Origin of the sequence: Streptomyces melanosporofaciens, from assembly GCF_900105695.1 — a bacterium.
In the GTDB taxonomy this organism is placed as follows: domain Bacteria; phylum Actinomycetota; class Actinomycetes; order Streptomycetales; family Streptomycetaceae; genus Streptomyces; species Streptomyces antimycoticus.
The window spans coordinates 5,866,290-5,890,718 of the sequence record NZ_FNST01000002.1; the positions used below are offsets into that span (position 1 = coordinate 5,866,290).

At 67.3% G+C, this 24,429-nt stretch carries 24 protein-coding genes and 4 pseudogenes; 16 read left to right on the top strand and 12 right to left on the bottom strand.

The annotated features are described in order from the left end of the window. The first annotated feature begins 10 nt into the window (after positions 1–10). Together BLV72_RS28215 and BLV72_RS28220 are read left to right on the top strand one after the other, a co-directional pair. Positions 11–547, top strand: coding sequence for an RNA polymerase sigma factor (locus BLV72_RS28215; RefSeq protein WP_342030677.1), 537 nt, complete (start codon positions 11–13; stop codon positions 545–547). Next, complete coding sequence (locus tag BLV72_RS28220) at positions 547–1,143, top strand: hypothetical protein (protein WP_093465733.1); 597 nt, start codon at positions 547–549, stop codon at positions 1,141–1,143. Before BLV72_RS28215 ends, BLV72_RS28220 begins: the two co-directional genes overlap by 1 nt. Before the next feature lie 327 nt (positions 1,144–1,470). Here the strand turns inward: BLV72_RS28220 and BLV72_RS28230 are convergent, their stop codons facing one another. Next, on the bottom strand, positions 1,471–2,562 hold the full coding sequence (locus BLV72_RS28230; RefSeq protein WP_093465735.1) for an integrase core domain-containing protein: 1,092 nt from the start codon (positions 2,560–2,562) through the stop codon (positions 1,471–1,473). A 97-nt stretch (positions 2,563–2,659) separates the two neighbouring features. Between BLV72_RS28230 and BLV72_RS28235 the strand changes: the two genes are divergently transcribed. Then, positions 2,660–3,343 (top strand): integrase core domain-containing protein, encoded by a 684-nt coding sequence (locus BLV72_RS28235; RefSeq protein ID WP_244321011.1) that lies wholly within the window; start codon positions 2,660–2,662, stop codon positions 3,341–3,343. Positions 3,344–3,487: 144 nt separating this feature from the next. Further along, positions 3,488–4,162, top strand: coding sequence for a lytic polysaccharide monooxygenase auxiliary activity family 9 protein (locus BLV72_RS28240; RefSeq protein ID WP_483153933.1), 675 nt, complete (start codon positions 3,488–3,490; stop codon positions 4,160–4,162). Between the two features lie 216 nt (positions 4,163–4,378). On the opposite strand, the gene BLV72_RS28245 is transcribed toward BLV72_RS28240, so the two are convergent. From BLV72_RS28245 to BLV72_RS28265, 5 genes and pseudogenes are all read right to left on the bottom strand, one after another. Beyond that, on the bottom strand, positions 4,379–6,211 hold the full coding sequence (locus BLV72_RS28245; RefSeq protein ID WP_107417457.1) for an IS481 family transposase: 1,833 nt from the start codon (positions 6,209–6,211) through the stop codon (positions 4,379–4,381). A 140-nt stretch (positions 6,212–6,351) separates the two neighbouring features. Then, a pseudogene (locus BLV72_RS50140) lies at positions 6,352–6,796 on the bottom strand (integrase); the annotation flags it as partial. Between the two features lie 78 nt (positions 6,797–6,874). Continuing rightward, positions 6,875–7,339, bottom strand: a complete 465-nt coding sequence (locus tag BLV72_RS28255; protein WP_244321014.1) for a PLP-dependent lyase/thiolase — start codon at positions 7,337–7,339, stop codon at positions 6,875–6,877. A 219-nt stretch (positions 7,340–7,558) separates the two neighbouring features. Next, a complete protein-coding gene (locus tag BLV72_RS28260; RefSeq protein WP_093465741.1) occupies positions 7,559–7,912 on the bottom strand; it encodes a hypothetical protein in 354 nt (117 codons plus the stop codon). Beyond that, entirely contained in the window at positions 7,909–8,178 is a 270-nt protein-coding gene (locus BLV72_RS28265; protein ID WP_093465743.1) for a hypothetical protein, read from the bottom strand. The genes BLV72_RS28260 and BLV72_RS28265 overlap by 4 nt, the downstream gene beginning before the upstream one ends. A gap of 583 nt (positions 8,179–8,761) precedes the next feature. Between BLV72_RS28265 and BLV72_RS28270 the strand changes: the two genes are divergently transcribed. Both BLV72_RS28270 and BLV72_RS50145 read left to right on the top strand, forming a co-directional pair. Then, positions 8,762–9,760 carry an integrase core domain-containing protein gene (locus BLV72_RS28270; RefSeq protein WP_244321016.1) on the top strand — a complete coding sequence of 333 codons (999 nt, stop codon included), beginning with the start codon at positions 8,762–8,764 and terminating at the stop codon, positions 9,758–9,760. 41 nt (positions 9,761–9,801) lie between these two features. Then, complete coding sequence (locus BLV72_RS50145; RefSeq protein WP_093465744.1) at positions 9,802–10,248, top strand: hypothetical protein; 447 nt, start codon at positions 9,802–9,804, stop codon at positions 10,246–10,248. A 430-nt stretch (positions 10,249–10,678) separates the two neighbouring features. Here the strand turns inward: BLV72_RS50145 and BLV72_RS28280 are convergent, their stop codons facing one another. Further along, positions 10,679–11,905, bottom strand: coding sequence for a cytochrome P450 (locus BLV72_RS28280; protein WP_093465746.1), 1,227 nt, complete (start codon positions 11,903–11,905; stop codon positions 10,679–10,681). A gap of 176 nt (positions 11,906–12,081) precedes the next feature. Next, a complete protein-coding gene (locus tag BLV72_RS28285) occupies positions 12,082–12,891 on the bottom strand; it encodes an SDR family oxidoreductase (RefSeq protein ID WP_244321018.1) in 810 nt (269 codons plus the stop codon). A 14-nt stretch (positions 12,892–12,905) separates the two neighbouring features. Here BLV72_RS28285 and BLV72_RS28290 point away from each other — a divergent pair, with 14 nt between their 5' ends. Continuing rightward, entirely contained in the window at positions 12,906–13,334 is a 429-nt protein-coding gene (locus BLV72_RS28290; protein ID WP_093465748.1) for a MarR family transcriptional regulator, read from the top strand. A gap of 56 nt (positions 13,335–13,390) precedes the next feature. On the opposite strand, the pseudogene BLV72_RS51570 reads toward BLV72_RS28290, so the two are convergent. Continuing rightward, a pseudogene (locus BLV72_RS51570) lies at positions 13,391–13,492 on the bottom strand (hypothetical protein); the annotation flags it as partial. 152 nt (positions 13,493–13,644) lie between these two features. Between BLV72_RS51570 and BLV72_RS28300 the strand changes: the two are divergent. Continuing rightward, positions 13,645–13,971, top strand: a complete 327-nt coding sequence (locus BLV72_RS28300; protein WP_093465749.1) for a hypothetical protein — start codon at positions 13,645–13,647, stop codon at positions 13,969–13,971. 223 nt (positions 13,972–14,194) lie between these two features. Here BLV72_RS28300 and BLV72_RS28305 read toward each other — a convergent pair whose 3' ends face one another. Further along, positions 14,195–14,962 carry an IclR family transcriptional regulator gene (locus BLV72_RS28305; RefSeq protein ID WP_093465751.1) on the bottom strand — a complete coding sequence of 256 codons (768 nt, stop codon included), beginning with the start codon at positions 14,960–14,962 and terminating at the stop codon, positions 14,195–14,197. 156 nt (positions 14,963–15,118) lie between these two features. Between BLV72_RS28305 and BLV72_RS28310 the strand changes: the two genes are divergently transcribed. From BLV72_RS28310 to BLV72_RS50160, 4 genes are all read left to right on the top strand, one after another. Then, the gene (locus BLV72_RS28310; protein WP_093465753.1) at positions 15,119–16,048 is read left to right on the top strand and encodes an alpha/beta fold hydrolase; all 930 of its coding nucleotides are present in this window, start codon (positions 15,119–15,121) and stop codon (positions 16,046–16,048) included. A 254-nt stretch (positions 16,049–16,302) separates the two neighbouring features. Then, positions 16,303–17,066 (top strand): IS5 family transposase gene (locus BLV72_RS28315; protein WP_425288537.1). Its coding sequence is split into 2 segments (ribosomal slippage): positions 16,303–16,606 and positions 16,606–17,066, totalling 765 coding nucleotides; the frame shifts between segments, so codons are not numbered across the junction. A gap of 161 nt (positions 17,067–17,227) precedes the next feature. Then, positions 17,228–17,677 (top strand): alcohol dehydrogenase catalytic domain-containing protein, encoded by a 450-nt coding sequence (locus BLV72_RS50155; RefSeq protein WP_244321020.1) that lies wholly within the window; start codon positions 17,228–17,230, stop codon positions 17,675–17,677. 33 nt (positions 17,678–17,710) lie between these two features. Then, positions 17,711–18,163, top strand: a complete 453-nt coding sequence (locus BLV72_RS50160) for a zinc-binding dehydrogenase (protein ID WP_342030723.1) — start codon at positions 17,711–17,713, stop codon at positions 18,161–18,163. A gap of 247 nt (positions 18,164–18,410) precedes the next feature. Here BLV72_RS50160 and BLV72_RS28325 read toward each other — a convergent pair whose 3' ends face one another. Continuing rightward, positions 18,411–19,037 carry a TetR/AcrR family transcriptional regulator gene (locus tag BLV72_RS28325; RefSeq protein ID WP_093465755.1) on the bottom strand — a complete coding sequence of 209 codons (627 nt, stop codon included), beginning with the start codon at positions 19,035–19,037 and terminating at the stop codon, positions 18,411–18,413. 97 nt (positions 19,038–19,134) lie between these two features. On the opposite strand from BLV72_RS28325, the gene BLV72_RS28330 reads away from it, so the two are divergent. From BLV72_RS28330 to BLV72_RS52485, 4 genes and pseudogenes are all read left to right on the top strand, one after another. Beyond that, on the top strand, positions 19,135–20,130 hold the full coding sequence (locus tag BLV72_RS28330; protein ID WP_093465756.1) for an amidohydrolase family protein: 996 nt from the start codon (positions 19,135–19,137) through the stop codon (positions 20,128–20,130). 513 nt (positions 20,131–20,643) lie between these two features. Continuing rightward, positions 20,644–21,744 (top strand): annotated as a pseudogene (locus BLV72_RS51575) (integrase core domain-containing protein); the annotation flags it as partial. Positions 21,745–21,963: 219 nt separating this feature from the next. Next, complete coding sequence (locus BLV72_RS52480) at positions 21,964–22,746, top strand: transposase (protein WP_483153943.1); 783 nt, start codon at positions 21,964–21,966, stop codon at positions 22,744–22,746. Then, positions 22,743–23,408, top strand: coding sequence for a transposase (locus BLV72_RS52485; protein ID WP_483153934.1), 666 nt, complete (start codon positions 22,743–22,745; stop codon positions 23,406–23,408). Before BLV72_RS52480 ends, BLV72_RS52485 begins: the two co-directional genes overlap by 4 nt. A gap of 151 nt (positions 23,409–23,559) precedes the next feature. On the opposite strand, the pseudogene BLV72_RS28345 reads toward BLV72_RS52485, so the two are convergent. Continuing rightward, positions 23,560–24,269, bottom strand: a pseudogene (locus tag BLV72_RS28345) (transposase); the annotation flags it as partial. Positions 24,270–24,429 lie beyond the last annotated feature (160 nt).

Genomic DNA, 24,429 nt, shown 5'->3' on the forward strand with positions numbered 1-24,429 from the left:
GGGGAGACGCATGGAGGCAACGGCGTCCGGAGGCGACCGACCCGTCGGGCAGGCCGCACCGCTCACCGACCCCGCGCACCTCGGGCGGATCCGCGCCATGCTGGTGCTCGGCGGCGTGCCCTGGGACCAGCTCGACGATGGTGTCCAGCAGGTCCGCCTGAAGCTGCTGGAAAACCAGGCTCGGCCGGACCGCACCGCGATCCGCGAGCCGCTGGCCTGGCTGACGACCGTAGCCTCCCGGGTGGCCGCCGACTGGCAGCGGGAGCGTTCCAAGGACGCCGGTCTGCGCGCCCGCCTGGCAGCGCGCTGGCTCCGCGATCCGCCGCATGCACAGCCCGACGACCGTGCCCTGGCCCTCGCGGTGGCCGATGCGCTCGGCGCACTGTCCCCCGCCCAACGGCAGGTACTGGCCCTGCGCTACTACGCCGACCTGACCGTGCTCGACATCGCCGAACTGCTCGGCATCCCACCGGGCACCGTCAAGAGCCGGCTGCACCACGCGCTGGGGGCGCTGCGCACCCGGCTGCACGACACGGAGGTGATCTGATGCCAGCGATTGACGACGACCGGCTGCGCCGGGCACTGCGGCTCATTGGTGACGAGGCGGCGATGCCCGGGCCAGGGCCGGCCGCCTCCGGCACATCCTGGCGGCGACGCCGCCTTCCGCTTGTCGCCGCCGCCGTGCTCGCCGCCGCCTGCGTCGCGTTCCTGACACTCGGGCTGGGGGGCGGATCGCGACCCTCCGCCGATGCGGACGGTCAGGGTCTGACCGTGCCGCAATGGGTGGCCTGCGCCCAGCTGATCGTGGTCGGTGAGGTGACCGCCGTGCGTGACGCACCGCAGGAACACCGAGTGGTGATGACCCTCTCCGTCGAGGAATGGCTCAAACCGGCGAGCGGGGCCGAGCGCGTCGACATCGAGACCGTCGACCCCGCATGGGCGAAGGTGCGCGAGCCGCTGAAGGTCGGCCAGCGGCTGCTGGTGGTCGACGCCAACGACCCCGAGGGAGATGTCGACTACTTCTCCGGACGGGAACTCACCGACTACCGCTCCCAGATCAGGCATGAACTGGCCAAGCCCTCGCGCTCCACGTGCCCGGACTTCTGGCGCACTCCGACCGCGAGCCCCCGCGGGGACACGTGAAAGAGAATGTTGTCCCGGCAGGGTTGTTTGGTCACTCGGCGCTTATTTGGATCACTGGTTTTGTGAAACTCTTAGCTTTCACTTGTGCGGCCGACTACCTGATCAAATGAGGGAACTCCAAGAAATATTGGAGATTTCTTGCGTTCTTTCCGGGCGTCCAGTTGGGTGATTTTTTCATCGGCTGCAGTGAGGCTGACGCGCAGTCCTTCTGCTTCTCCTAGCCACCCTTCACGCTCTGCTTAGGAGATGCGGTCTCGCAAGTTGGCCCGGATTGCAATCAGTCGAGGTCGTTCGGCAGTGCGGGTGCCGATAAATCATCCACGCAGCTCAGGCGGCGTGCTGGTACGCGTGGAGGGTTTCGCTGAGTCGGTCTCGTCTGTGGACTTCCAGGTGGGCGAGTCGGGCTTGTTGGGTGATGGGTGTGGGTAGCGGGCGGCGGGGGGCGGCTTGCTTTAGAGCCCTGTGCGGGCGGTGCTCGTTGTAGAAAAATTCGTACTCGCGCAGGGCGTGGAGAAGGTGGTTCTGGCTCCAGATCAAGGTCCGGTCCAGCAGCTCCCTGCGGCAGCTCTGTATCCAGCGCTCCATGAGGGAGTTCATCCGCGGCATCCGAATGCCGGTGGTGACGACCTTGAGACCGGCATCGGTCATCAGGGTGTCGAAGGCGGCTGTGAACTTGGAATCCCGGTCGCGGATCAGGAACTGTGCCCTGCTGCCCGCGTCATCGAGGTCCATGAGGAGGTTGCGTCCGAGTTGCAGGATCCAGTCCGCGGTGGGGTGTGCGGCGACGCCGAGGATCCGGATGCGCCTGGTGGTGTGCTCGATGACGGCGAGGACGTACAGGCGTGCCCCGGTCAGCGTGCGGACTTCGAAGAGATCGCAAGCCAGTAGAGCTTTGGCCTGGCTGCGGAGAAAGTCTGCCCAGGTGGTGCTTTGCCGTTCGGGTGCGGGTGGGATGCCGTGCTCGCGGAGGATCTCCCAGACCGTGGAGGCGGCAACCTTGATACCCAGCGCCGCGAGTTCGCCGTGGATCCGGCGATACCCCCACGAGGCATTCTCCCTGGCCAGGCGCAGGACCAGGGCGCGGATCGATCGGATCGTGCGTGGGCGTCCGCGTCGTCTGGGTACGCAGGTCGCGGCATGGCGCCGCCTGAGCAGGTCACGATGCCAGCGCAGGACCGTGTCGGGCCGGACCAGCAGCAGAAGGTGCCGCAGTCTGTCTTTGCGGAGGTGATGGAGCAGGCCGGCGAGGGTGGCACGGTCTGTGTCGGTGAAGGTCGGCTTGCCGACCCGGCGTTGCAGGACCAGCAGTTGGTGCCGGAGCACCAGAATCTCGACGTCCTTTTCTCTGTCGCTCATCGGCAGGAGACGTAGGAACGCCAGGGCGTTGGTCGCGGCGAGGTAGGCCAGACGCAGCAGCACGACAGATCATGATGCCGCCGGGGCCCCGTGCAGGTGAAGACCCTGGGGGTGAACGTCGAGGAGAACCAAAGATCCGTGATCAGTCTGTCCGACCTGCGTGGATGATTTATCGGCACCCGCACTGCCGCCCGCACCGCAGCGCACCTCCCGGCAGACCTGGCGCACGTTCATCCGCGCCCAGGCCCACACGCTGCTCGCCTGTGACTTCATGCACGTGGAGACTGTCTTCCTCAGACGTCTCTACGTCTTCTTCGTCATGGAGATCGCCACGCGGCGCGTCCATGTCCTGGGCGTCACCGCCCGCCCGACCGGTGCATGGGTCACGCAACTCGCCCGCAACCTGCTCATGGACCTCGAGGGCAGAGCTGGGTGCTTCCGATTCCTCATCCGGGACCGGGACAGCAAGTTCACCGCGGCATTCGACGCCGTCTTCGCCGGCAATGGTACTGCCGTCATCCCGACTCCGCCGCAAAGCCCACGGTCCAACGCCTGCGCGGAACGATGGATACGCACAGCCCGCACCGAGTGCACCGACCGACTTCTCATCACCGGTGAACGACACCTGCGGACGTGCCTCGACCAGTACGCCGAGCACTACAACGCCGGACGAGCCCACCGCGGCCTGGACCTACGTGCCCCAGACGACGACCCGAACGTCATCCCCCTGCCCGCCGCCACGGTCAGGCGCCGCCAGGTACTCGGCGGACTGCTCAACGATTACCACTCGACGCCACCCCGGCCGCCTTACCGTCCGCAGGAAGCACCCAGCTCAGCAGCCTGATCGGAATATTGACACCCTTCAAGATTCCCTGATCGCCGCCCACCCCTGTAATCAACTCCGTTTGTTTCATTGACATTTCACTCAAAAGTCGTACGTTGGGAGCGCTCCCACGGTGCCTTTCAACTGGAAGGAGTTCCCTCCCACATGCGCAAACAGAGCTTTTTAACCGGGCGTTCCCGGTCGGCCCTCCGCCGGCCTCTCCAGGCGCTCGCCATGCTGTTCGCTGTGGTTGTCGGCGCGCTGGCCTGGTCGGCCCCCGCCCAGGCTCACGGCTCCGTCGTCGGCCCCGCCTCCCGCGCGTACCACTGCTGGGAAAGGTGGGGTAACGACCACATGAACCCGGCCATGCAGACCGAAGACCCCATGTGTTGGCAGGCCTTCCAGGCCAACCCCGACACCATGTGGAACTGGATGAGCGCGCTCCGTGACGGCCTCGGTGGCCAGTTCCAGTCGCAGACCCCCAACGGGACGCTCTGCAGCAACAACCTCTCGAGGAACGCCAGTCTGAACAAGCCCGGGCAGTGGAAGACGACCACCGTCGGCAACAACTTCTCGGTTCACGTGCACGACCAGGCGTCCCACGGTGCCGACTACTTCACGGCCTACGTGAGCAAGCAGGGCTTCGACCCCAAGACCCAGACCCTGGGCTGGGGCAACCTCGACTTCATCACGCAGACCGGCCGCTTCGGCCCGGCGACGGACTACACGTTCAACGTCAGCACCTCCGGCTACACCGGACACCACATCCTGTTCGTGATCTGGCAGGCCTCGCACCTCGACCAGGCCTACATGTGGTGCAGCGACGTGAACTTCGGCTGAGCAGGGGAGCGCCGCACACGGCACCGGTCTCTGCCGGGCGCCGGTAACCCGCCGCCCGGCCGGCCGAGCTCCGGCGGGGCAGGGGACCCGTTTGGTCACCCTGCCCCGACGGGGGCTCCCTTCGCTCCTGGTGTGAACGCGCCCGATCGCACGGCAGTCGCACGGTAGCCGGCTCCCCACCATCCCATCGTACGACTCCAGTGTCGGTGTGAGGTCTCAGGACTTCCTTGACGGTCTGTCGTCAGGAGATCCTTGACGGTCCTTCTGGGTGCCCATGCCTTTGACGTAGAGCCTGGTGATCGGTCCGAGGCTTTTGCGCGGCCGGACGGCGAGTTCGTCCTCGCCATGCAGGATCCGGTAGTGGGTGTCCTCGATGACGACGGTGACGATCTTTCCCGCATGCCGCGGACCGACCTTAATGAACTGGCCGTTGATCATGAAGCGGCCGCTCGCATGCACCTTGCGCTGGGCCCGGATGGCACCGGCTGGCAGGGGCGGAGGCGGAAGCGGGGACGTCGCCGTCCGTGCCCCGTCGATCTGCCCGAGACGGTCGGCTGGAACCGGGCAGGGCCACGTCCCCATCAGGGCGTCGTCGGCGATGGCGTGCATGAGGTGCCCGTCGAGGCGGAGGGCGATCGTGCGGCCAGCGAGGGCGAATCCGACCTGGTAGCGGCCTCCGGCCAGGCAGACGATCCCGTCTCGATGGACCTTGCGCTCGACCTCGACCGGTTCGTCGGCGGCGAGGATGGCCGTGCCGCTGCGGGCCCTGGGCAGGGCGGCGGGTGCGGGCTCGGGACCGGCCGGATGAGCGCCATAGCGCATGGTCAGGTAGGCAAGATCCTCCGGCCGCAGCCGGGACGGGACCGTGGTGACGAGGTGCCCGTCGAGGAGGAAATGGACGCTGCGGTGGTTCGCCCAGACCGTCAGCGTCCTGCCGGCCAGTGCCTGGTGGATGCCCACCCGCTGTCTGCCCGTCACCAGGGTGATCTCGCCGCTGGGCGGCACCCGCACTTTGAACTCGACCGCGGTGCCCTGCGGCGGCAGAACGGGCGGTTCGACGACCTCGATGGACAATTCCGACTCCGCGACTGCCTGTGCAGGATGCTCATCACCACCGCGGACGTGGACGGCAGTGTGGGGCCGGAAGAGGCTGATGGGGGTGACGATGTTAAGGGCCTGGTGCGGGCGCTGGTGGTTGTAGGCGTGCACCCAGCCGTCGATCGCTTCCTGGGCCGCGGCCAGCGACTCGAACGGCACCACGTGATCGAGGAACTCCTCGCGCAGCGTGCGGTGAAAGCGTTCGATCTTGCCCGTGGTGGTGGGTGACCGCGGCTTGGTCAGCCGCGGGGCGATGCCGTTCTCCCGGCAGATGCGCTCGAAGAGCACCTCCACCGGCTGGGGGCGGGTATGCCGGCCGGTGAACTGCTTGCCGTTGTCCGTCAGCACCTCGAAGGGCACGCCGTAGCGGCGCATCGCGGCGGTGAAGGCCGAGCACACCGCGCGGGCACTGGGCACGGCCACGACGGAAGCGATCACGACGAACCGGGAGTGGTCGTCGATGCCGGTGACCATCTTGCACTCCCGGCCGTCGGCCAGCGGAACCCCGCCGACCAGGTCCATCTGCCACAGGTGCATGGGCGCCTCACGCTGCCACCGGCGGTACTTGCGCGAATGCTGCTGTTCCTGGGCGCGGACCAAGCCGTTGCGGGACAGCACCCGGTGGACCGTGGCCCGCGACGGCGCCGACTCCAGTTCGCGGCCGACGAGTTCATGGGCGATCCGGCGGGCACCCCACCGCGGATGCCGACGGCGCAGCCCGCAGATCTCGGCCTCCACCTCGGCGGACAGGCGCGTGGGGCTGTTCCGCGGGCGCCGCGAGCGGTCCAGCAGACCGGGCATGCCCTCCTTCTCGAACCTCCGCCGCCAGGTGTGCAGGGTCTGACGTGAGGTGCCGTACCGGGCGGCGACCTCCCCGATCGGAGACCCGCCGAGCACCTCGCGGACGGCCCGGTAGCGGTACTCGGCCAGCTGCTGTATATCCACGACCACCGACCGAAGCACCTGTGCCCCGCCGAGGGACGGGAGACGGCGGACGTTCAGCCGAACGTGTCACCCATGTCCTGAGCACAAACGGTCAAGCATCTCCTGAGACCTCACACCGACACTCCAGCACTCAACGGCCATTGAGACTCCCAGACCGTGGAGGCGGCGATCTTGATTCCCAACGCTGTGAGTTCGCCGTGGATCCGTCGGTATCCCCATGAGGTGTTCTCCCTGGTCAGGCGCAGGACCAGGGCGTATCGATCGGATGGTGCGTGGGCGTCCGCGTCGCCTGGGTACGCAGGATGCGGCATGGCGCCGCTTGAGCAGGTCGCGATGCCAGCGCAACACCGTGTCGGGGCGGACCAGCGGCAGAAGGTGCCGCAGTCTGCCTTTGGGGAGGTGGTGGAGCAGGCCGGCGAGGATGGCACGGTCGCTGTCGGTGAGGGTCGGCTTGCCAACCTGGCGCTGTAGAACCAGCAGTTGGTGCCGGAGTACGAGGATCTCGATGTCCTTGTCTCTGTCGCTCATCGGCAGGAGGCGTAGGAACGCCAGGGCGTTGGTCGCGGCGAGGTAGGCCAGGCGCAGCAGCACGACAGACGATGATGCCGCCGGGTCCCTGCGCAGGTGAAGACACTTGGGCGAATGTCGAGGAGAACCGAAGATCCGTGATCAGGCTCCCGACCTGCGTGGATGATGCATCGGCACCCGCACATCCACGAATGCCGCGTCGGCGACGAAGCCTTCGGTGAGGAGCCGCGGGAGCGCGATCGATGAAGGAGTGAGCATGAGCGTCGCGATCGAGTCCAGTCCCGCAGAGCGCAGCAGATCCCAGCCGGCGTTGGAGTACTCGCGGCCTTGAAACGGGTCGGTGATGACGTGTCGGGGGAGCGGATGGTTGACGGTCGCCAGGGCCTCACCGATGGCGAGCGCAGAGCTGGTGTAGGCGAGACCGACCTCGACAACCTTCTCGGCCCCTTCGGAGACCATCAGATCGCGCCGCTGGTCGCAATGCTTCTCGGGCACCGTGACGGTCTCGAAGTCTCCCCCTCGGTCTCGCGTCCGCGGCGGCCCCTCCCGTGCGAGTCGGCGACGCACCTCGAGCACCCGCGTCGCACGGTCATCCGTGTACGTCATGTCGGTTACTCCTCGGCGTAAGGCAGCACCTCACCCTCACCATAGGAGGGGAGACGAACCTGCGGGCGTTCGTCTCCGGAAACTGCGGTGACGACAGGGTCATGCGGCCCCTGCCCTTGCCGAACACCTCATCCGCGCAGTTCATACAGCTTCGGCAGGCGTCGCGAGTCGCCCACGGGGGACCCGTGGCTGAATGCTCAACTGTGAACTCACGGTCTCTCAGGCGCTGGTATTGCTGAGGTCCTGGATGCGGGCTTGTATCAGGGGGAGGATCTCGGCGGTGGCTCGTTCGACGGAGGCGGCGAGCACTTCGGCGTTGAGCTTGCGGTGCGGTAGGTGAGCGAGTTTGTCGCGCAGTGCGATGGGGCCGCTGTATGTCTGTGTGACAAGGCCGTGAGATGCCTGTTTCAGCATTTCGCCGAAGGTGAGCATGCAATAGGCCAGGGCGAGGAGGCCTTGGTCGCCTGGTTTGGGTGTTCCGTTGCGAATGATTGAGCGAGCCTGGTCGAGCGCTGCCATTGCGTCGGTCAGGCGAAGCAGTTCCTGGCGCTCCCGGTCGGTGCGTGTGGTCACGCTGCCCCGCGCAGATCGTTCAGAGGTTCGGTTTCGTTGATGTCCACGCCGGGGCCTCGGGGGACGACCTCCACGAGGGCGCCGAGGATGGTGGACAGATCTGTTTCGAAGCTGGTGATGTCGAAATAAGAGCGGTCGGCGTCCAGGGTTGCCACGAGTTCCCCGGGTTCGGTGCTGAGCGCGAAGGAGTGCAAGCCGTGCTGACGCCCGAGCTGGTGGATGGTCGCGGCATTGGCGCGGAGCTTCGCGGCGGTGGCTGGCCTCATAGCTCATCCTCCTTCTTGATCTTGGGTACCAGGGTCGGCAGTGGCCAGAATATAGGAGTGTGCTGGCGGTATGGGCGTTCTCTGGGGTGGTGACTGACGACGTCGCGCTCCTGCCTGGTATGGCCGGTTACGGCCCCCGACGGACTGCTACAGAGCGATACGGATCGTCGCGGAGAGTTGCCACGCCGCTGGGGGTCAAGGGGTCGCAGGTTCAAATCCTGTCGTCCCGACCAGCGTTTTCGCAGGTCGAAGGCCGTTTCCGCGGGTAGCGTGGGCGGCCTTAACCATTTCCGGGCTGGGAGCAATGGGGAGCCCTCTGGGAGCCCTCGTGCTCCCAACTCGCACATGTGTCAACGGTGCCCGATTCGTCCGTCACCCGATCCGGTAGACCTACAGCGCCGTACCGCGCCCCTGCGCGGTGCCGTCAACCTGTGCCGCTCGAAAAGTCATCGCCGCAGGTGAGCGGGGTGCAGTCAGTTCGCTGGGATGATGCCTTCCGTGATCGTGTCCTTGCTGTACAAGGTGACCCGGAAGCTGCTCACTGTTCCGTCGGTACTCCTCCGTCGTGGGGACGGTAAAGGACGTGGAACTGTTGGTGCTGCGGCACGAGAACGCGGTCCTGCGCCGCCAGTTGACCGGACCGGTCCGCTACGAGCCTGCCGACCGGTTCTGGTTCGCCGCCCTGTCCGGGCTGATACCCCGACGCCACTGGCGCGAGATCTTCCCTGTCGCCCCCGGCACCCTGCTCGCCTGGCACCGCAGATTCACCGCCGCGAAATGGGACTACACCGCGCGCCGGCGCACCGGACGCCCACACACCCCCGCAGCGGTCAAGAAGCTCGTCCTGCGGTTGGCCAGGGAGAATCCGAATTGGGGACACCGGCGGGTCCAAGGGGAGCTGACCCGACTTGGGCATCGGATCGCTGCTTCGACGGTCTGGGAGATCCTCAACGCGGCCGGCATCGATCCCGCGCCACGTCGCTCAGGCCCCGCCTGGCGCGAGTTTCTGACCACGCAAGCCGAGGGCATCATCGCGGCAGACTTCTTCCACATCGACACCGCCCTCGGCAGGCGGTTGTACGCACTGGTGTTCCTCGAGCACGCCACCCGGCGACTGCACATCACCGGGGTCACCGCCCGCCCCACACGGGACTGGACGGTGCAGCAGGCGCGAAATGTCACCGCCGACCTGGGCATACGCATCCAGACTCTGCGCTTCCTGCTGCGCGACCGCGATGGCAAGTACGGCGAGGCTTTCGACGCCGTCTTTCGGGCCGAGGAGATGAAGATCCTCAAGAGTGCGCCACAGGCTCCCCGTATGAACGCGCACTGCGAACGCATCATCGGCAGCATCCGACGTGAAGCCCTCGACCACGTCCTCATCATGAACGAGGCCCATGCCCGCCACGTCCTCGCGGCCTACGAGCGGCACTACAACGAGCACCGGCCCCACCAAGCGCGCAATCAGTTACCACCCGACGTCCCTGAACAACCTGCCGTGGCGCATGACCTCAATACTCACAAAGTCCTGCGTACTCGGATCCTCGGCGGTCTCATCAACGAGTACCGTTATGCCGCGTGATTAGCCGCGATGACTTTTCGAGCGGCACAGGATCGGGGCCGGTGATCGCCCCGCACGTGGCGAACGTCCAGATCGCCACCGGGGGGATGCGCAACTGGATCCTCAACCTGCACGCGGCGCTCTCCGGTACCGGCGTCTACGCCGCGCACGTGGCGATCGCCGCCTACATCGGCCAAGGGGGCCACGACTCCCAGCCGCAGACGATCGCCGACGCCTACTGGCGGCTGCACACCGGGCGGACCGAAGCAGAGCTGGTCATCGTGGAGATCTACTTCTCCGTCGTCCAGCGCAAGGTCGTCTCGCCCAACGACTTCGCCGACCTCACCGAGGTCGCAGACCGGCTCCGCGCCTTCGAAGACCGCTACAACGCCACGGCACAGCCGTTCCAGTGGAAGTTCACCGCCTCCGACCTGGACGATCTGCTGGCCAGACTCGACCGGCACACCACCGATCACCGGGAAGAATCCTCCGTCGCGCTGGCAGCCTGATCAACCCCCGAAGGGCTTCTGGAGCTGACCACTAAGATGAGCCGGTCGGGGTGAACTCGCTGGCCGCTCGACGACGGAGCCAGCATGCTCAGCGCTGCACGCCATGCCGTAGATCTGGGCTTCACTCACGTTGCGGTGGGCAACGGGCTCCTGGACAGCGGTTTCGGCCTCGATACGGATTCACTCGTGGCCCGTGTTCTCGTGAGGCTTGCCGGGCCGCCCAGGGCCACCTCGCACTCTGCGCCGGGCACCTCATTTGGCAGGAAAGGCGACGCCGATTTGGCGCTGGCCGAACGCCTCGGGGGCCGCCATCGCACACTGCCCTGGCGCTTCGCCTCTCGGCTCGGCAAGCTCCACACGCACCTCTCAACTCGTTGATGGTCGGACAGGGCCGGAAGGTGTCGTCGTGTCGGCTACGGGGGACTGGGGGTCACCAGGTGACGGGCAGTTCGTGGACGCCGTAGATCAGCGCGTCGTGCTTGAAGGGGAGCTTCTTGAGCTGCGCTGCGACCTCTAATGTGGGGATGCGGCGGTGCAGGGTGCCGAAGACGACCTGGAGCTCGATCCGGGCCAGTGTTTGACCGAGGCACTGGTGCGCCCCATGGCCGAAGGCGACGTGGCGGCGGGCGTCACGGCGGAGGTCCAGGCGGTCGGGGTCGGGGAATTTCTCCGGGTCGCGGTTGGCCATGTCGTAGGACATGAACAGGCCCTCGCCGGCCCGGACCAGCTGCCCGCCGATCTCGATGTCCTCCCGCGCCACCCGAGGACGGTCCTGGACGACGGTCAGATAGCGCAGCAGTTCTTCCACGGCCGCCGCGATGAACGTCGGGTCGTCGGACTCACGCAGCAGGGCGAGTTGCTCGGAGTGTTCCATGAGGGCGAGCGTGCCGAGCGCGATCATGTTGGCGGAGGTCTCGTGCCCGGCGAGCAGCAGCAAGACGCCCATCTGGGCGGCGTCCTGCCGGGTCAGCTCGCCCGCCTTGACCCTGGGCACGAGACCGGAGAGCAGGTCGTCGGCGGGGTGGGACAGCTTCTGACCCATCAGGTCGCCGAGGTAGTCGGTCAGCCTGGCCAGGGCGGACGTCCGGTCCTCGGGGGACGTCGACCGCCTGGCTATGACGTGGGTGTTCTCTCGGAAGAAATGGTGGTCGGAGTAGGGGATACCGAGCAGCTCGCAGATCACCAGCGACGGCACGGGCAGCGCGAACACTTCCACCAGGTCGACCGGGGTGGGCCCGGCGAGCATGTCGTCGATCAGGCCGTCCACGATCCTCTGCACGGAGGGCCGCAGCTTCTCCACCTTCTTCGCCGTGAACGGCGCGGTCACCATGCGTCGCAGCCGAGCGTGTTCGGGGTTGTCCATCACGATGAAGCTGAGGGCGTCCTCGCCGTCGCTGGGAACGGTCTGCGGGTATCCGGGCCGAGTGTTGTCGGCGCTGATCTTCGGATCGAGGGACAGGGCACGCAGATCGGCATAGCCGGTCACGAGCCAGGGGGTACTGCCGTCCAAGGTGCGAACCCTGGTGAGGGGTCCTTTCCGCTGCATCGCTTTGAGTGCCGGGGGCGGGTCGAATGGGCAGCCCGTCGCCCTGGGCATCGGGTATGCAGGGACCGACGCGGTCGCTTCGGCCGGGCTTCCGGCCAGGGGGTCGGACATGACTCTCCTTGATGGTAGGGAGTACTCCAGCGGGCGGGTCGGTGAGCCGGAGCGCGGGAACGTGCTGCTGCGCCGTGAAGCCGCACAGGCCACGACTTCCACGGTTCAGCGACTCCGTGCCTGACCAGCGAAGACGCCGTCATCAGGCACGGAAGGACAACAGCTGCCAGGGCACCTCAGAAGAGGCCACCGCTTGCGTGGATGGTCTGGCCGTTGATCCATGCGCCTTCGTCCGAGACCAGGAACGCGACCACCGATGCGATGTCGGCCGGCTCGCCCAGGCGGCCGAGGGGCGTCTGGCTACGGATGGATGCGGCCACGTCAGCCGGCATCTGAGCTTGCAGGGCATCGGTGCGGGTAGCGCCGGGCAACACGCTGTTCACCGTGATTCCGCGCGGTCCGAGCTCGTGTGCCGCCGCCCGGGCCAGTTGCTCGGCTGCCGCTTTACTCGCGGCGTAGAGGCCCGCGCCAGGATGCGCCACGACGGTCGCACCGCTGGAGATCACGACGACCCGCCCACCGTGGCGCATGTGGAGTGCGGCCTCCTTCAGGGCTCTGAAGACGGGCCGGGTGTTGATGGCGAAGTGCCGCTCCAAGTCCTCGTCCGTGGCGTCCGCCAGGGATGTGGGGCGCGCCATCCCGGTATTGCTGACGAGGACGTCCAGCCCGCCGTACTCCGTAACGGCCGCCTTGACCAGAGAGCTCAGTTGCGTCGCGTCGCGCACATCGGCTCGCACTGCGGTGGCCCGTCCGCCCGCACGCTCGACGGCGGCCACGGCGTCTTTCGCCGCGACCGCGTCCGAGTGGTAGTTGACGATCACCCGCGCTCCATCCGTCCCCAACCGTTCGGCGACAGCGCGCCCGATCCCCCGGGACGCTCCCGTCACGACTGCGATCTTGCTGTTCATGCGTATGTCCGAGCCCCTCAAAAGGTGGTGATATCGATAGGCGAGATGCTCTCCTAAATAGTCGATGAGGTCAATCATCTAGACTGTCCCTCATGACCTCGCATGCCCTTGCTGCCGCCGTAACCACGCTGCACCGCGAGGCCGCCGCCCTCTACGCGCTCATCGGGCGCGAGTTCGGCCTGACCACTCAGCAGGCCCAGCTGCTGTGCGTCCTGACGTCCGATCGGCCGTCCTTCAGTGAACTGGCCACCACTCTCGGCTGCGACAGGACCAATGTCACCGGCATGATCGACCGGCTGGAGAGGCGGGGGCTGTTGGCGAGAGAGCGCGACAGCGAGGACCGCAGGGTGAATCGCGTAACGGCCACCCAGGAGGGCGAACAGCTGATTGTGCGCCTACGGGAGCGCTTCGCCGAATCGGTCGCCGACCGGTTCAGCCGTCTCACACCCGAGGAACATGACCGCCTCGCCGCCCTGGCAACCGCACTCACCCCCGGAACAGCACCGAACTCGAAACACTGATGGCCCTGGTCGGCGAACCGGCCGCGCCAGCACCGGACCGTGTCCGGATGCAGGCCGGTCTCCCGGGCGATGCGCGCGTTGGAGCGTCCGCGTGCGGCCTGCAGGACGATCTGCGCGCGCATCCGCAGCCGGTACTCAGTCTTGTGGCCGTAGGCCATCAGTTCCAGCCGCTCGCGCTCGGCAGCACGCAAGGTGATTGGACGGGCAGCGGCAACAGGCACGGCAGACAGGCCGATCGAGAGAAGCGGATCAAGGACAGGCCGTAGCCTGCCGCGTCCCCGGGCCCGGCTTGCCGGGCAGGATGGGTGCCATGCTTACGCCCTCGGAACACACCCGCCTGTCCGTGGAGGCGCGCCTCGGCGAGCGCGCCCGTACCACCTGGCCGCAGATCGATCAGCTGCACGTCCGCCATCGCGGAGCCTTCGCCTACGTCGAGGCGGAACTGGCCCATGGCACACGGGGCAAGCTGATGCGGCTGCGCTATGCCGGTGCCGTCGGCAGGTGGGGCTTCCCCCTCTACCTGGCCAGCAGCGACCGCTACAAAGACTCCCTGCTGCCCACCGGCAGCGCCACAGGCACCCCCGCGGACGCACTCGACCGCGCCTGCCGACTCCACCTCGCCGCCCCCGACATCTGACCAGACGCAGCCCACAGCACCGCCTCCGCAGTCAACCCCCGAAGGGCTTACGGAGCCGACCACTAAGGCGCCGGCAGCTGCGCGGCCGAAGCAGGCGGAGGGCGGTGTGCCGTTCCGGCCGTCCACGGTGGTGGTGCCGTGGACGGCCGGAACGGTGACAGGGGACCGGGCCGTGGGCGTTCCCGCCGACGGGCGCCGGTCTGCTGTCCGGCGCAGGCGTGGTTCACGGCCTCGCGGCCCGGGAGATCGCCAGACTCGCCCTGCGCAGCGCCGTCACGGCCGCGGTACGGGGCCCGCCCTCATCGGGTGCGACCAACGACAACGCGCCCAGTGCGTCGCCGCGGCGGTTCAGGATCGGGGCGGCGACGGTCGACATTGCGGTGGGCCCGGAGCGCAGTGGGTTGGGCACCGTCACGGCGCAGACGCCGTCCGTGCGTACGGTGGCCAGGAGCCGGCGGACGCAGGCCGCGTTGTCCGCGCCGGCCAGCGCTTCCTTCTGTATGCGCCCGGGGGCGTGCGCCAGCAGGGCGATGCCGATGCCGGTCCCGATGAGGGGGAGGCGTCCGCCGACCCGGTACTTGACCGCCACCGCGCCCCGTGCGGACAGCCGCTCGACCAGAACGGCCTCGTCGCAGTCGCGCACGGCGAGGAGGATGTGCTGGCCGGTGACCCGGTGCAGGTCCTGCATGAACGGCAGAGCGGCGGCGCGCAGTCCGTGACCGCGGGGTGCCAGCGAGGCGATCTCGAGCAGTTGCAGGCCGACGACGAAGTCGCCGTTGTCGAGGCGTTCGAGGGCTCCCACCTCCGTCAGCTGGGCCGCGATCCGGGACATGGTGCTCTTCGGAAGGCCCGCCCGGGCCGCGAGTGTGTGGAGTGCCAGGCCCTCGCCGGCCTCGGTGAAGGCACCCAGAACCCGGAAGGCTCGCTCCAGGACCGGCTCGCCGCGCAACGGCCTGCCCGAGCGCGGGACTTGTACCGGTGTTCCACTCATCGGAATCGTCGGTGCGCGTCGTCTGCCACGGTTCGAATAATAGCTCAGTGACGTGCCCACCCGGTGAGGGCGGGCGCCGGCTCTGATCACCGGCGCCGGGCCGCGGGAAGCGCCGTCCGCCCGTAACGACGGGCAGCACAGACCGAGGAGACCACAATGGTAACCAGCCCCGCGCTGCGCGACGTCCACGTCCCGCACGCCTACCCCGAACAGCAGGTCGATCTCGGCGAGATCACCATGAACTACGCCGAGGCCGGTGACCCGGACCGGCCCGCCGTGCTGCTGATCCCCGAGCAGACGGGATCCTGGTGGTCGTACGAGGAGGCGATGGGCCTCCTCGCGGAGCACTTCCACGTCTACGCCGTCGACCTGCGGGGCCAGGGGCGCAGCAGTTGGACCCCGAAGCGGTACAGCCTCGACAACTTCGGCAACGACCTGGTCCGGTTCATCGCCCTGGTGGTGAAGCGGCCCGTCGTCGTCGCGGGCAATTCCTCCGGCGGCGTCCTCGCGGCGTGGCTGTCGGCGTACTCCATGCCCGGTCAGCTCCGCGGCGTCCTGTGCGAGGACCCGCCGTTCTTCGCGTCCGAACTCGTCCCCGCACATGGTCACTCGGTCCGGCAGGGGGCGGGTCCGGTGTTCGAACTGTTCCGCACGTATCTCGGCGACCAGTGGAGCGTGAGTGACTGGGAGGGGTTCTGCCGCGCGGCCGGCGCCTCGGCGTCGCCGATGGCGCGGTCCTTCGTGGCCGACGGGATTCCGCAGCACCTGAAGGAGTACGACCCGGAATGGGCCCGGGCCTTCCACGAGGGGACCGTCGGGCTGAACTGCCCGCACGAGCGCATGCTGGCCCGGGTCAACACGCCGGTGCTCCTCACGCACCACATGCGCGGCACCGACCCGGAGACCGGGAACCTGCTCGGGGCACTCTCCGACGAGCAGGCCGCGCAGGCCCGGCTGTTGATGGAGTCGGCGGGGGTGAGGGTTGACTACGAGTCGGTGCCGGACGCGTCGCACATGATGCACCAGTCCGACCCGGCGCGGTACGCCGAGATCTTCACGCGGTGGGCGGCCGCACTGGCCCCATGACTGAGCGCCGCGCGGGCAGGCGCCGTCGGGCCTCGAGCGCCGGAGCTCCACGGCCGGCCGGTGGCGGATACGCGTGACCGAGCGGGCCGCCGCTCTGCCGGGGCCTCAGGCCCGCAGCCAGGAGATGGCGGGTCTCTTACTGGCTCTAACAAAAGCGGTTGATCATGTGACTGTTGGCTTGTCTGCTCGTTGGTCCGGTTATGGGGAAGCGCCAGTCGCGGCCGTGGATCGTGTCGGATGAACTGTGGTAGCTCATCGAGCCGTTGCTGCCCGAGCCGGGTCCGAAGCTGGTGGAGGGCAGACCTCGGGTGCCGGACCGGCAGGCGCTGTGCGGGATCCTGTTCGTGCTGCATACCGGTATCCAGTGGGAGTACCTGCCGCAGGAGTTGGGCTTCGGCTCGGGCATGACCCGCTGGCGGCGGCTGGCCGCGTGGAACGAGGCCAGCGCCTGGGTCAAGCTGCACGTGGTGCTGCTGGAGAAGCTGCGATCGAAGAACCAGCTGGACTGGTCCCGGGCGGTGATCGATTCCTCGCACGTGCGGGCTGCCCGAAGGGGCCCCAAAGCGGACCCAGCCCGGTCGACCGCGCACGGCCGGGCAGCAAGCACCACCTCATCGTCGACGCCCAGGGCATCCCGCTCGCGGTGTCGTTGACCGGCGGCAACCGCAACGACGTCACCCAACTCCTGCCCCTGCTCGACAAGATCCCTGCGGTTGCGGGCCGGGTCGGCAGGCCGCGCCGGCGGCCGGACGCGCTGCTGGCTGACCGAGGCTACGACCATGACAAGTACCGGCGCCTGCTCTGGCAGCGCGGGATCCGCCCCGTGATCGCCGAGCGCGGCCAGCCACACGGCTCCGGCCTGGGCATCTTCCGCTACGTCGTCGAGCGCACGATCTCCTGGCTCCACGGCTTCCGTCGGCTTCGGATCCGATGGGAGCGGCGCGATGACATCCACGAGGCCTTCCTCGGCCTCGCCACCTGCCTGATCACCCACCGACACGTCAGACGTCTTTGTTAGCGCCTTTAAGGCTGATCCGGCCACGTTCTGCATGACACCGAAGGTACCAAAAGGTAACCAGCGGTTCCGTAACATCGTCCGCGAGCAACAAACCAGCATGGAAAGTGGAGGAGTCACATGCCAAGAGTCGTCGTCTTCGATGAGTCGGCGGGCCGGAAGCCATGCACATCGTCGAAGAGCCAGTCCTCAAGCCCAATGCCAGCGAGGTAAGGATCAGGATCGAAGCCTGCGCCGTCAACCCGCTCGACCAGATGGTGCGTTCCGGTACCTCGCCCGTACCTATCCCTCTGCCACATGCTCGCCTCGGTATCGAAGGAACCGGCGTCGTCGACGCACTCGGTCCGCAGGTCACCGGGCTGAAAATAGGCGACCCGGTCATCCTCACGGCCATCCCGGACGCCAGCGTCAGGGACAGCTACGCCGATTACACCACGGTCACCGCAAGCAGGGTCATCGTCCGGCCTGCCTCACTCGGGGTCACGGAGGCGGCGGCGATCTGGGTAGCCTTCTCCACCGCCTTCGGCGCGCTCGTCGAGAAAGCGCGGATGCGGCCCGGCGACCACGTCCTCATCACAGCCGCGTCCGGCAGCGTCGGACGGGCCGCGGTATAGATCGCCAATCAGATCGGCGCTGTTCCCATCGCCATCACCCGGCGCGCCGCGAAGAAGGACGACCTGCTCGCAACGGGCGCGGCCGCGGCCATCGCCACCGATCAGACGGACATCGCCGAAGCCGTCCACCACTGCACCGGCGGAACCGGCGCCGACATCCTCCTCGATCTCGTCATGAGCCCCGGCCAGCAAAATCTCCTGACTGCGGCCGGCCCCGGTGGAACACTGGTCGCCGCGGGCTTCCTGGACCCTCAGCCCGTACCCTTCCCGACGGGCGCACCTCTGACGATCTTCAGCTACGAGAGCTTCGAGCACACACTCGACGATGTCGTGGTCAAGCGCATGTCGGCTTTCCTGAACGCCGGTGTGCGCCTTGGGGCCCTACAGCCCGCCATCGACAAGGTGTTCACGCTCGACGATGTCGTCGAGGCACATCGCCACCTCGAAAAGGGGCTTCACACCGGCAAGATCGTCGTCACGACATAGGAACGGGACCAGAAGGAGCGCCCGGGGCTCAAAGCTGCTGACCTCGCTCCCCTGCGGCGGGCCCATGCAGCGTGTCCAGCGCGGCGGTGGAGGATGCGCCTCGCTGTGCTGGGCACATTTCGTCCGTGTGTATGCAGCCAATAACCGCCGCACCTGCCGAGACGGCGTGACACGAGGCGGGTACGGCCGCCAGGCAGCAGCGCCTTCTGCAGCTCTTGAGCGGGTAGAGAGCTCGATCTCGAGGCTGTCACGACGTCAGCAGAGGCAGCAGCACCTCGTCCACGATGGACACCACGTCGTCATAGGCCACGCTCCCCGTCTCGAGACACTCGGCGATGATCAGGCGCGGGCCTGCGGCTGCGATGCGTTCCGTCGCCCTGGCCGGGCTGACTTCGCCCTGGTCAGCGAACCCGCGGATGCACTCGAAGAGGGCGATCCGGTGGGGACGGCTGACCTGGTCCATGATCTGGTGGAAGAGTTCGGGATGGCGGGCACGCTGGATGAGCAGCGGCCACAGGGCACGTCCACGCGGCTCGTCCAGAACCTGGGCGAGGGTTGAGAGGATCACGATCAGATCTCCGCGAAGCGTGCCGGTGTCCGGCACCACGGGCTTGGCCAGACCCACCTCACAGTCCTTGAGCGCCGCCAGGACGAGTTCGGCGGTGGTGTTCCAGCGACGGTAGAGCACGGATTTACCGGTGCCTGCGGCCGACGCCACCGACTCGAAGCTCAACTCCTCGAAACTCGTGTCCGCAAGTTCCCGCAGTGTCGCCTCATAGATCGCCTGAGTCAGTTCCGTGCCACGCCGACGCGTGGGCCGTTCCGTGGCAACAGGGGCGCGGACCTTCGAACGGGTGGCTGAGGAGCGGCTCATCGTGTCCTTTATAGCCGCTCACTCGGCATGGCGTCAGCTCAAGCGTTCCTGTACCGTCGATTTAAGAAACAACATTGTCCTCTATCCGGGTGGCTGCATGGAGATCATCACGCTTGAAGAGCACTTCGCAGACCCTGCGCTCACGGCGGCGAGCAGTGCGACCATCAACCGACTCGCCCCGAACTTCGCTGCGGCCTACGCAGCCGGAACCGGGTTCGCGGGCTCGCTGCAGAGTGAGTCCATGCTGCTGGACCTCGGCGAGAAGCGGATCGCGAACATGGACCGGAACGGCATCACCACCCAGGTCCTGTCCTGCCTCTGGGCGCAGCAGGCCCCCGCCGGCGTGGCGCCGGAACTCGTCCGTGCCGCGAACGACACCGCCGCACAAGCGGTCAACGCGTTCCCCGGGCGCTTCGCCGCGTTCGCCGCTCTGCCGACTGCCGCTCCTGAGGCCGCCGCGAGTGAGCTGGAGCGTTGCGTCGGCGAACTGGGCTTCGTCGGCACGCTGATCAACGGGCGCACAGAGGACGAGTTCCTGGACACTCCGCGATTCGACCCCGTCCTGGCTACGGCCAACCGCCTTGGTGTGCCCATCTACCTGCACCCCGCGATGCCGCCGCGTGCGGTCACCGAGGTCAGCTACGAGGGCCTCCCCCCGCTTGTGACCAGCAGACTCCAGACCGCAGCGTGGGGGTGGCACGTGGAGACTGCAGAGCACTTCATCCACATGGTGCTCTCCGGTGTCTTCGACAAGTACCAGGACCTCCAGGTCATTCTCGGTCACTGGGGAGAGATGATCCCGTTCTATCTCGACAGGATCGAGGAGTTGCTGCCTCAGGGGATCACGAAACTCGACCGACCGTTCGCGGACTACTTCAAGCACAATGTCCACATCACGCCCAGTGGCATGTGGAACCAGGCGCAGCTCCGGTTTTGTGCGGAGACGCTTGGCGTCGAGCGCATCGTCCTCGCGGTCGACTATCCGTTCGTGGGAAACGAAGGCGCCGCAGCGTTCCTCGAGGAGGCGGACCTGAGTATCGAGGACAAGAACCGCATAGCCCACGGTACCGCCGAACGGCTCCTGGGCCTGTGATCCGTCGCCTGCGCAATGACGCGGGCACCCGCGGCGGGGACATGAATCACGAATGGACACCAGGGCTTGGCCTCGAGTGAGGACACTGGTGAGGCGGCTGCCACCAGCGAGAATAGTGTTGCTTCGAACTCTGCTTCACAAGCGATTGGGGTGCGGTGTCCGAGACGGGAACAATGGCGTCGACGATGCAGCGGTGCAGCCAGCGGAACACGTCGAGGCAGGCCTCGTACTCGCTGGTGTCCTGCGCCAGTAGTTGATCGCTGGTGGTGAGCGAGTCCGGGCGTCCGCCGTGGACCGCGGAGGATTCTGCCGGCAGGGCAGAGGGCCGATCGCGGATGTGTTCGCGGTCTGCACCGAAGCTCTGGTCCTCGACGGCCTGTGGGTGCCGGAAACTGTGTCACCCCTATGCGACCTGCGTGTATTCGTGGATGAGGCCTGAAGGGTGTCTTTATTGCCGTACTGTGGTTGACCTGGGGCTTTGTGATCGCCCGAGTACGGGCATGATCAGTGATTGTGGGTCTGCGACTGCTCTACCTGATCTTCTGTCGACTACTGGGCTCCTTGCTCTTGCTGGGCCGGTCGACCGCCGCGAACAATGCTGAGATCCTCGTGCTTCGTCATGAGGTCGCTGTGCTGCGTCGGCAGGTCGAGCGGCCGCGGTTTTCGTGGGCTGATCGTGCCGTGCTCTCCGCTCTCGCGCGGCACCTGCCCTCCGCCTTGCGCCGCCATCGGCTGGTCACCCCGGGCACGCTGCTGACCTGGCACCGGCGTCTGGTGCGCTGGAAGTGGCGCCAGGCGGCGGTCGGACCCGGTCGGCCAGCGTTGCCGGGAGAGACGGTCGTGCTCATCCAGCGCTTGGCGAGAGAGAATCCAACCTGGGGGTACGTCAGGATCCAAGGCGAGCTACGGCGGCTCGGTCATCGGGCCGCGGCCGCCACGATCCGGCGCGTCCTGCGCCGCCTCGGTCTACCGCCCGCCCCGCAGCGCGCCTCCCAGCAGACCTGGCGTTCCTTCCTGCGCTCACAGGCACACACGCTGCTCGCCTGCGACTTCATGCACGTGGAGACCGTCTTCCTCAAGCGCCTCTATGTCTTCTTCGTCATGGAGATCGCCACCCGGCGCGTCCATGTCCTGGGCGTCACCGCCCACCCGACCGGCGCATGGGTCACCCAACTGGCCCGCAACCTGCTCATGGACCTCGACGACAGAGCGGGGCGCTTCCGGTTCCTCATCCGTGACCGGGACAGCAAGTTCACCGCCGCATTTGACGCCGTCTTCGCCGGAAACGGCACAGCCGTCATCCCGACTCCGCCGCAAAGCCCACGGGCCAACGCCTACGCGGAACGATGGATACGGACAGCCCGCGCCGAGTGCACCGACCGACTCCTCATCACCGGTGAACGACACCTGCGGACGGTCCTCGACCAGTACGCCGAGCACTACAACGCCGGACGAGCCCACCGCGGCCTGGACCTACGTGCCCCAGACGACGACCCGAACGTCATTCCTCTGCCCGCCGCCACGGTCAGGCGCCGCCAGGTACTCGGCGGACTGCTCAACGAGTACCGCACCACGTCGCCCCGGTTGCCTCATCATCCGCAGAAAAGCCCAGCTCAGCAGCCTGATCGGAATATTGACACCCTTCAGGACTCTGTTGGTCGATGTGATGGTTCACCTGAAATGACCTTCGGGTGCGGTGGACACTGCTCGTTGTCGGGTCTGTTTCCTGGGGGCGAGAGGGAGATCATGTCGATGCGTTCGTTGCCTGCGCCCGCGGTGCCTGAGTCCACGGCGAGGGTCGCCCGTGCTGCGTTCCCGCGCGGGTGTCTGGCCATGCGGATCAGGGACGAGTTCGGGGCGGTGTTTGAAAGCGAGCGGTTCGTGGCGGCGTTCGCACATCGAGGTGGTCCGTCCGTGTCTCCGGGGATGCTGGCGCTGGTGAGCGTGTTGCAGTACGCCGAGCGGCTGACCGACCGGCAGGCCGCTGATGCCGTGCGTGGCCGGATCGACTGGAAGTACGCCCTCGGCCTCCAACTCGCCGATCCTGGCTTTGATTTCTCGGTGCTCAGCGAGTTCCGCGACCGGCTGATCGCCCACGGACTGGAACAGCAGATCCTCGACGCCATCCTCGTGCAGTGCAACGAGCGGGGCCTGCTGCGGGCCGGCGGCCGGGCGCGCACCGACTCCACTCACGTCATCGCCTGCATCCGTGACCTGAACCGGCTGGAGTTCGTCACCGAGACCATGCGCTGCGCCCTGGAGGCTCTGGCGGTGGCCGCCCCCGCCTGGCTGGCCGGCACCGACGCGCTCAACGCGGACTGGCTCGCGCGCTACCGGCAGCGCGCCGACTCCTACCGGCTGCCCAAAGGCGAGACCGAGCGCACCGTGTCGCCGAGAACGTCGGGGGCGACGGCTACGAACTCCTCGACACCCTCGATGATCCCACGGCCCCCGCCCACCTCGCCCGCCTCGAAGCGGTCGTGCTCCTGCGCACCGTGTGGGCCCAGGAGTACCAGCGCGACGCCCGCGGAGTGCGCTGGCGCGGGAACAGACAACGCCCTCCGGGAGCGGCACGCATCGTCTCCCCACACGATGCGGACGCGCGCTGCGGGGTGAAGCGGGGATCCGCCTGGGACGGCTACAAGACCCATCTCACCGAAAGCTGCGACGACGACCTCCCCCACCTGATCACATGCACGGCCACCACACCCGCCACGACAGACGACCACCAGCTCACCGCCGCCGTCCACCAGTCCTTGACCGAGCGGGGCCTGAAGCCGACCGAACACTACGTGGACAGCGGCTACACCAGCGCGAAAATCATCCTCGAGGCTCGGGCACTGGGCGTCGAGGTCATCGGGCCGGTCAAGCAGGCCGGCGGCCGACCGGCCCTGCACACCAGCGGCTACGCCGCCACCGACTTCCGTATCGACTGGCAGACCCGGCAGGCGACCTGCCCGCAGGGCCGGATCAGCACCCGCTGGAGCGACACCGTCATCGGCGGCGAACCCCGCGTCCACATCGACTTCTCCGGCGCCGGATGCACCAGCTGCCCGGCCAAAGACACCTGCACCACGGCCGCCTACCGCGTCCTGACACTGCTCCCGCGCGAAGAGCACGAACTCCTCCAACAACGTCGGGCAGAACAGCAGACCGAGGAATGGAAGAAGCGCTACCACACCAGGGCCGGGGTGGAGGGCACCATCTCGCAGGCAGTGCGGCGCACCGGCGTACTCGCTACCGCGGCCTCGCCAAAACCTCTCTGGCCCAGGTCCTGACCGCGGCCGCACTCAACCTCTACCGACTCGACGCCTGGTGGACCGGAACCCCGCTGGGCACGACACGAATCTCCCACTACGAACAACTTGCCCTCAGCCACGCGGCCTGATCGACAAAAGCCCAGATCACATCGACCAACAGAGTCCTTCAGGTGCTGGTATGTCCGGCGGGGCAGGTGGCCTTCTCGGTTTCCCAGTCGATGGTGAAGTCGGTGGCGGCGAAGCCTGTCTGGGCTTTGGCCTGCGGGGAGGTGTCGAGCAGGACCGGTGTGATCAGTGCGATGCCGTAGGTCTTCACTGAGCCGTGGATGAGTTCGGCGGTGGCGTAGCCGGAGTCGAGATAGTGCTCATCGGGCAGCAGCCCGCGTTGCTGGAGACGGTGGTGGACTGCGGGGAGAGTCTTGCTGTCCGGCAGTGGGTGGAGTCCGTGCGCTGCTTGCCTCCCGCGGCCAGCAGGCCTTGTTCGACCAGCCTGGCCACCAACAAGTCCAGCACCTTCTCTTCCAGGCCATGGGCGGCGACCCGGGTACGGAACTGGGACAGGACGCTGAAATCGAAGCCGGGATCCTCCAGGCCCAGTCCGAGCGCGTAGGACCACGAGAGTTTGTCCCGCACCGCCTCGGCAGCCTGCCGGTCGGTCAGGTTCTCGGCCATCTGCAGCACCGTGACCAGTGCCAAGCGGCCCGGTGACCAGCCACGCGGCCCCGTCACCGCGAACGCTTCCGCGAACTCGGCATCCCCGAACAACTCACCGAGCCGATCACGCACCACGACCGGCAGTGGCACCTGACGTCCCCGGTACTTTGCCCGCACCGCCCGAGCCACCTCCGGCGCCGGCTCCGGCCACGACCGCGGCTCCATCGACACGCAACCCCTCCCGCTCCGTGACCGGGAACGAAAAGGACCGGCCACCAGACCAGCCTGCCGCAACGATCAATACCCCGACCAGCACAAACAGTAAATGGGCAACAGGATCGGGCAGGGTGCGAGGGTCGTCAGCGTGGAGAGTGCCACCGTCACG

Bases quoted from the DNA above. Each gene is read 5' to 3' on its own strand.
- BLV72_RS28215 (WP_342030677.1), top strand. From the start codon at position 11: ATGGAGGCAACGGCGTCCGGAGGCGACCGACCCGTCGGGCAGGCCGCA.
- BLV72_RS28220 (WP_093465733.1), top strand. From the start codon at position 547: ATGCCAGCGATTGACGACGACCGGCTGCGCCGGGCACTGCGGCTCATT.
- BLV72_RS28240 (WP_483153933.1), top strand. From the start codon at position 3,488: ATGCGCAAACAGAGCTTTTTAACCGGGCGTTCCCGGTCGGCCCTCCGC.
- BLV72_RS28255 (WP_244321014.1), bottom strand. From the start codon at position 7,339: ATGACGTACACGGATGACCGTGCGACGCGGGTGCTCGAGGTGCGTCGC.
- BLV72_RS28265 (WP_093465743.1), bottom strand. From the start codon at position 8,178: ATGAGGCCAGCCACCGCCGCGAAGCTCCGCGCCAATGCCGCGACCATC.
- BLV72_RS28280 (WP_093465746.1), bottom strand. From the start codon at position 11,905: ATGTCCGACCCCCTGGCCGGAAGCCCGGCCGAAGCGACCGCGTCGGTC.
- BLV72_RS28285 (WP_244321018.1), bottom strand. From the start codon at position 12,891: ATGATTGACCTCATCGACTATTTAGGAGAGCATCTCGCCTATCGATAT.
- BLV72_RS28290 (WP_093465748.1), top strand. From the start codon at position 12,906: ATGACCTCGCATGCCCTTGCTGCCGCCGTAACCACGCTGCACCGCGAG.
- BLV72_RS28300 (WP_093465749.1), top strand. From the start codon at position 13,645: ATGCTTACGCCCTCGGAACACACCCGCCTGTCCGTGGAGGCGCGCCTC.
- BLV72_RS28305 (WP_093465751.1), bottom strand. From the start codon at position 14,962: ATGAGTGGAACACCGGTACAAGTCCCGCGCTCGGGCAGGCCGTTGCGC.
- BLV72_RS28310 (WP_093465753.1), top strand. From the start codon at position 15,119: ATGGTAACCAGCCCCGCGCTGCGCGACGTCCACGTCCCGCACGCCTAC.
- BLV72_RS50155 (WP_244321020.1), top strand. From the start codon at position 17,228: ATGCACATCGTCGAAGAGCCAGTCCTCAAGCCCAATGCCAGCGAGGTA.
- BLV72_RS28325 (WP_093465755.1), bottom strand. From the start codon at position 19,037: ATGAGCCGCTCCTCAGCCACCCGTTCGAAGGTCCGCGCCCCTGTTGCC.
- BLV72_RS28330 (WP_093465756.1), top strand. From the start codon at position 19,135: ATGGAGATCATCACGCTTGAAGAGCACTTCGCAGACCCTGCGCTCACG.
- BLV72_RS52480 (WP_483153943.1), top strand. From the start codon at position 21,964: ATGCGGATCAGGGACGAGTTCGGGGCGGTGTTTGAAAGCGAGCGGTTC.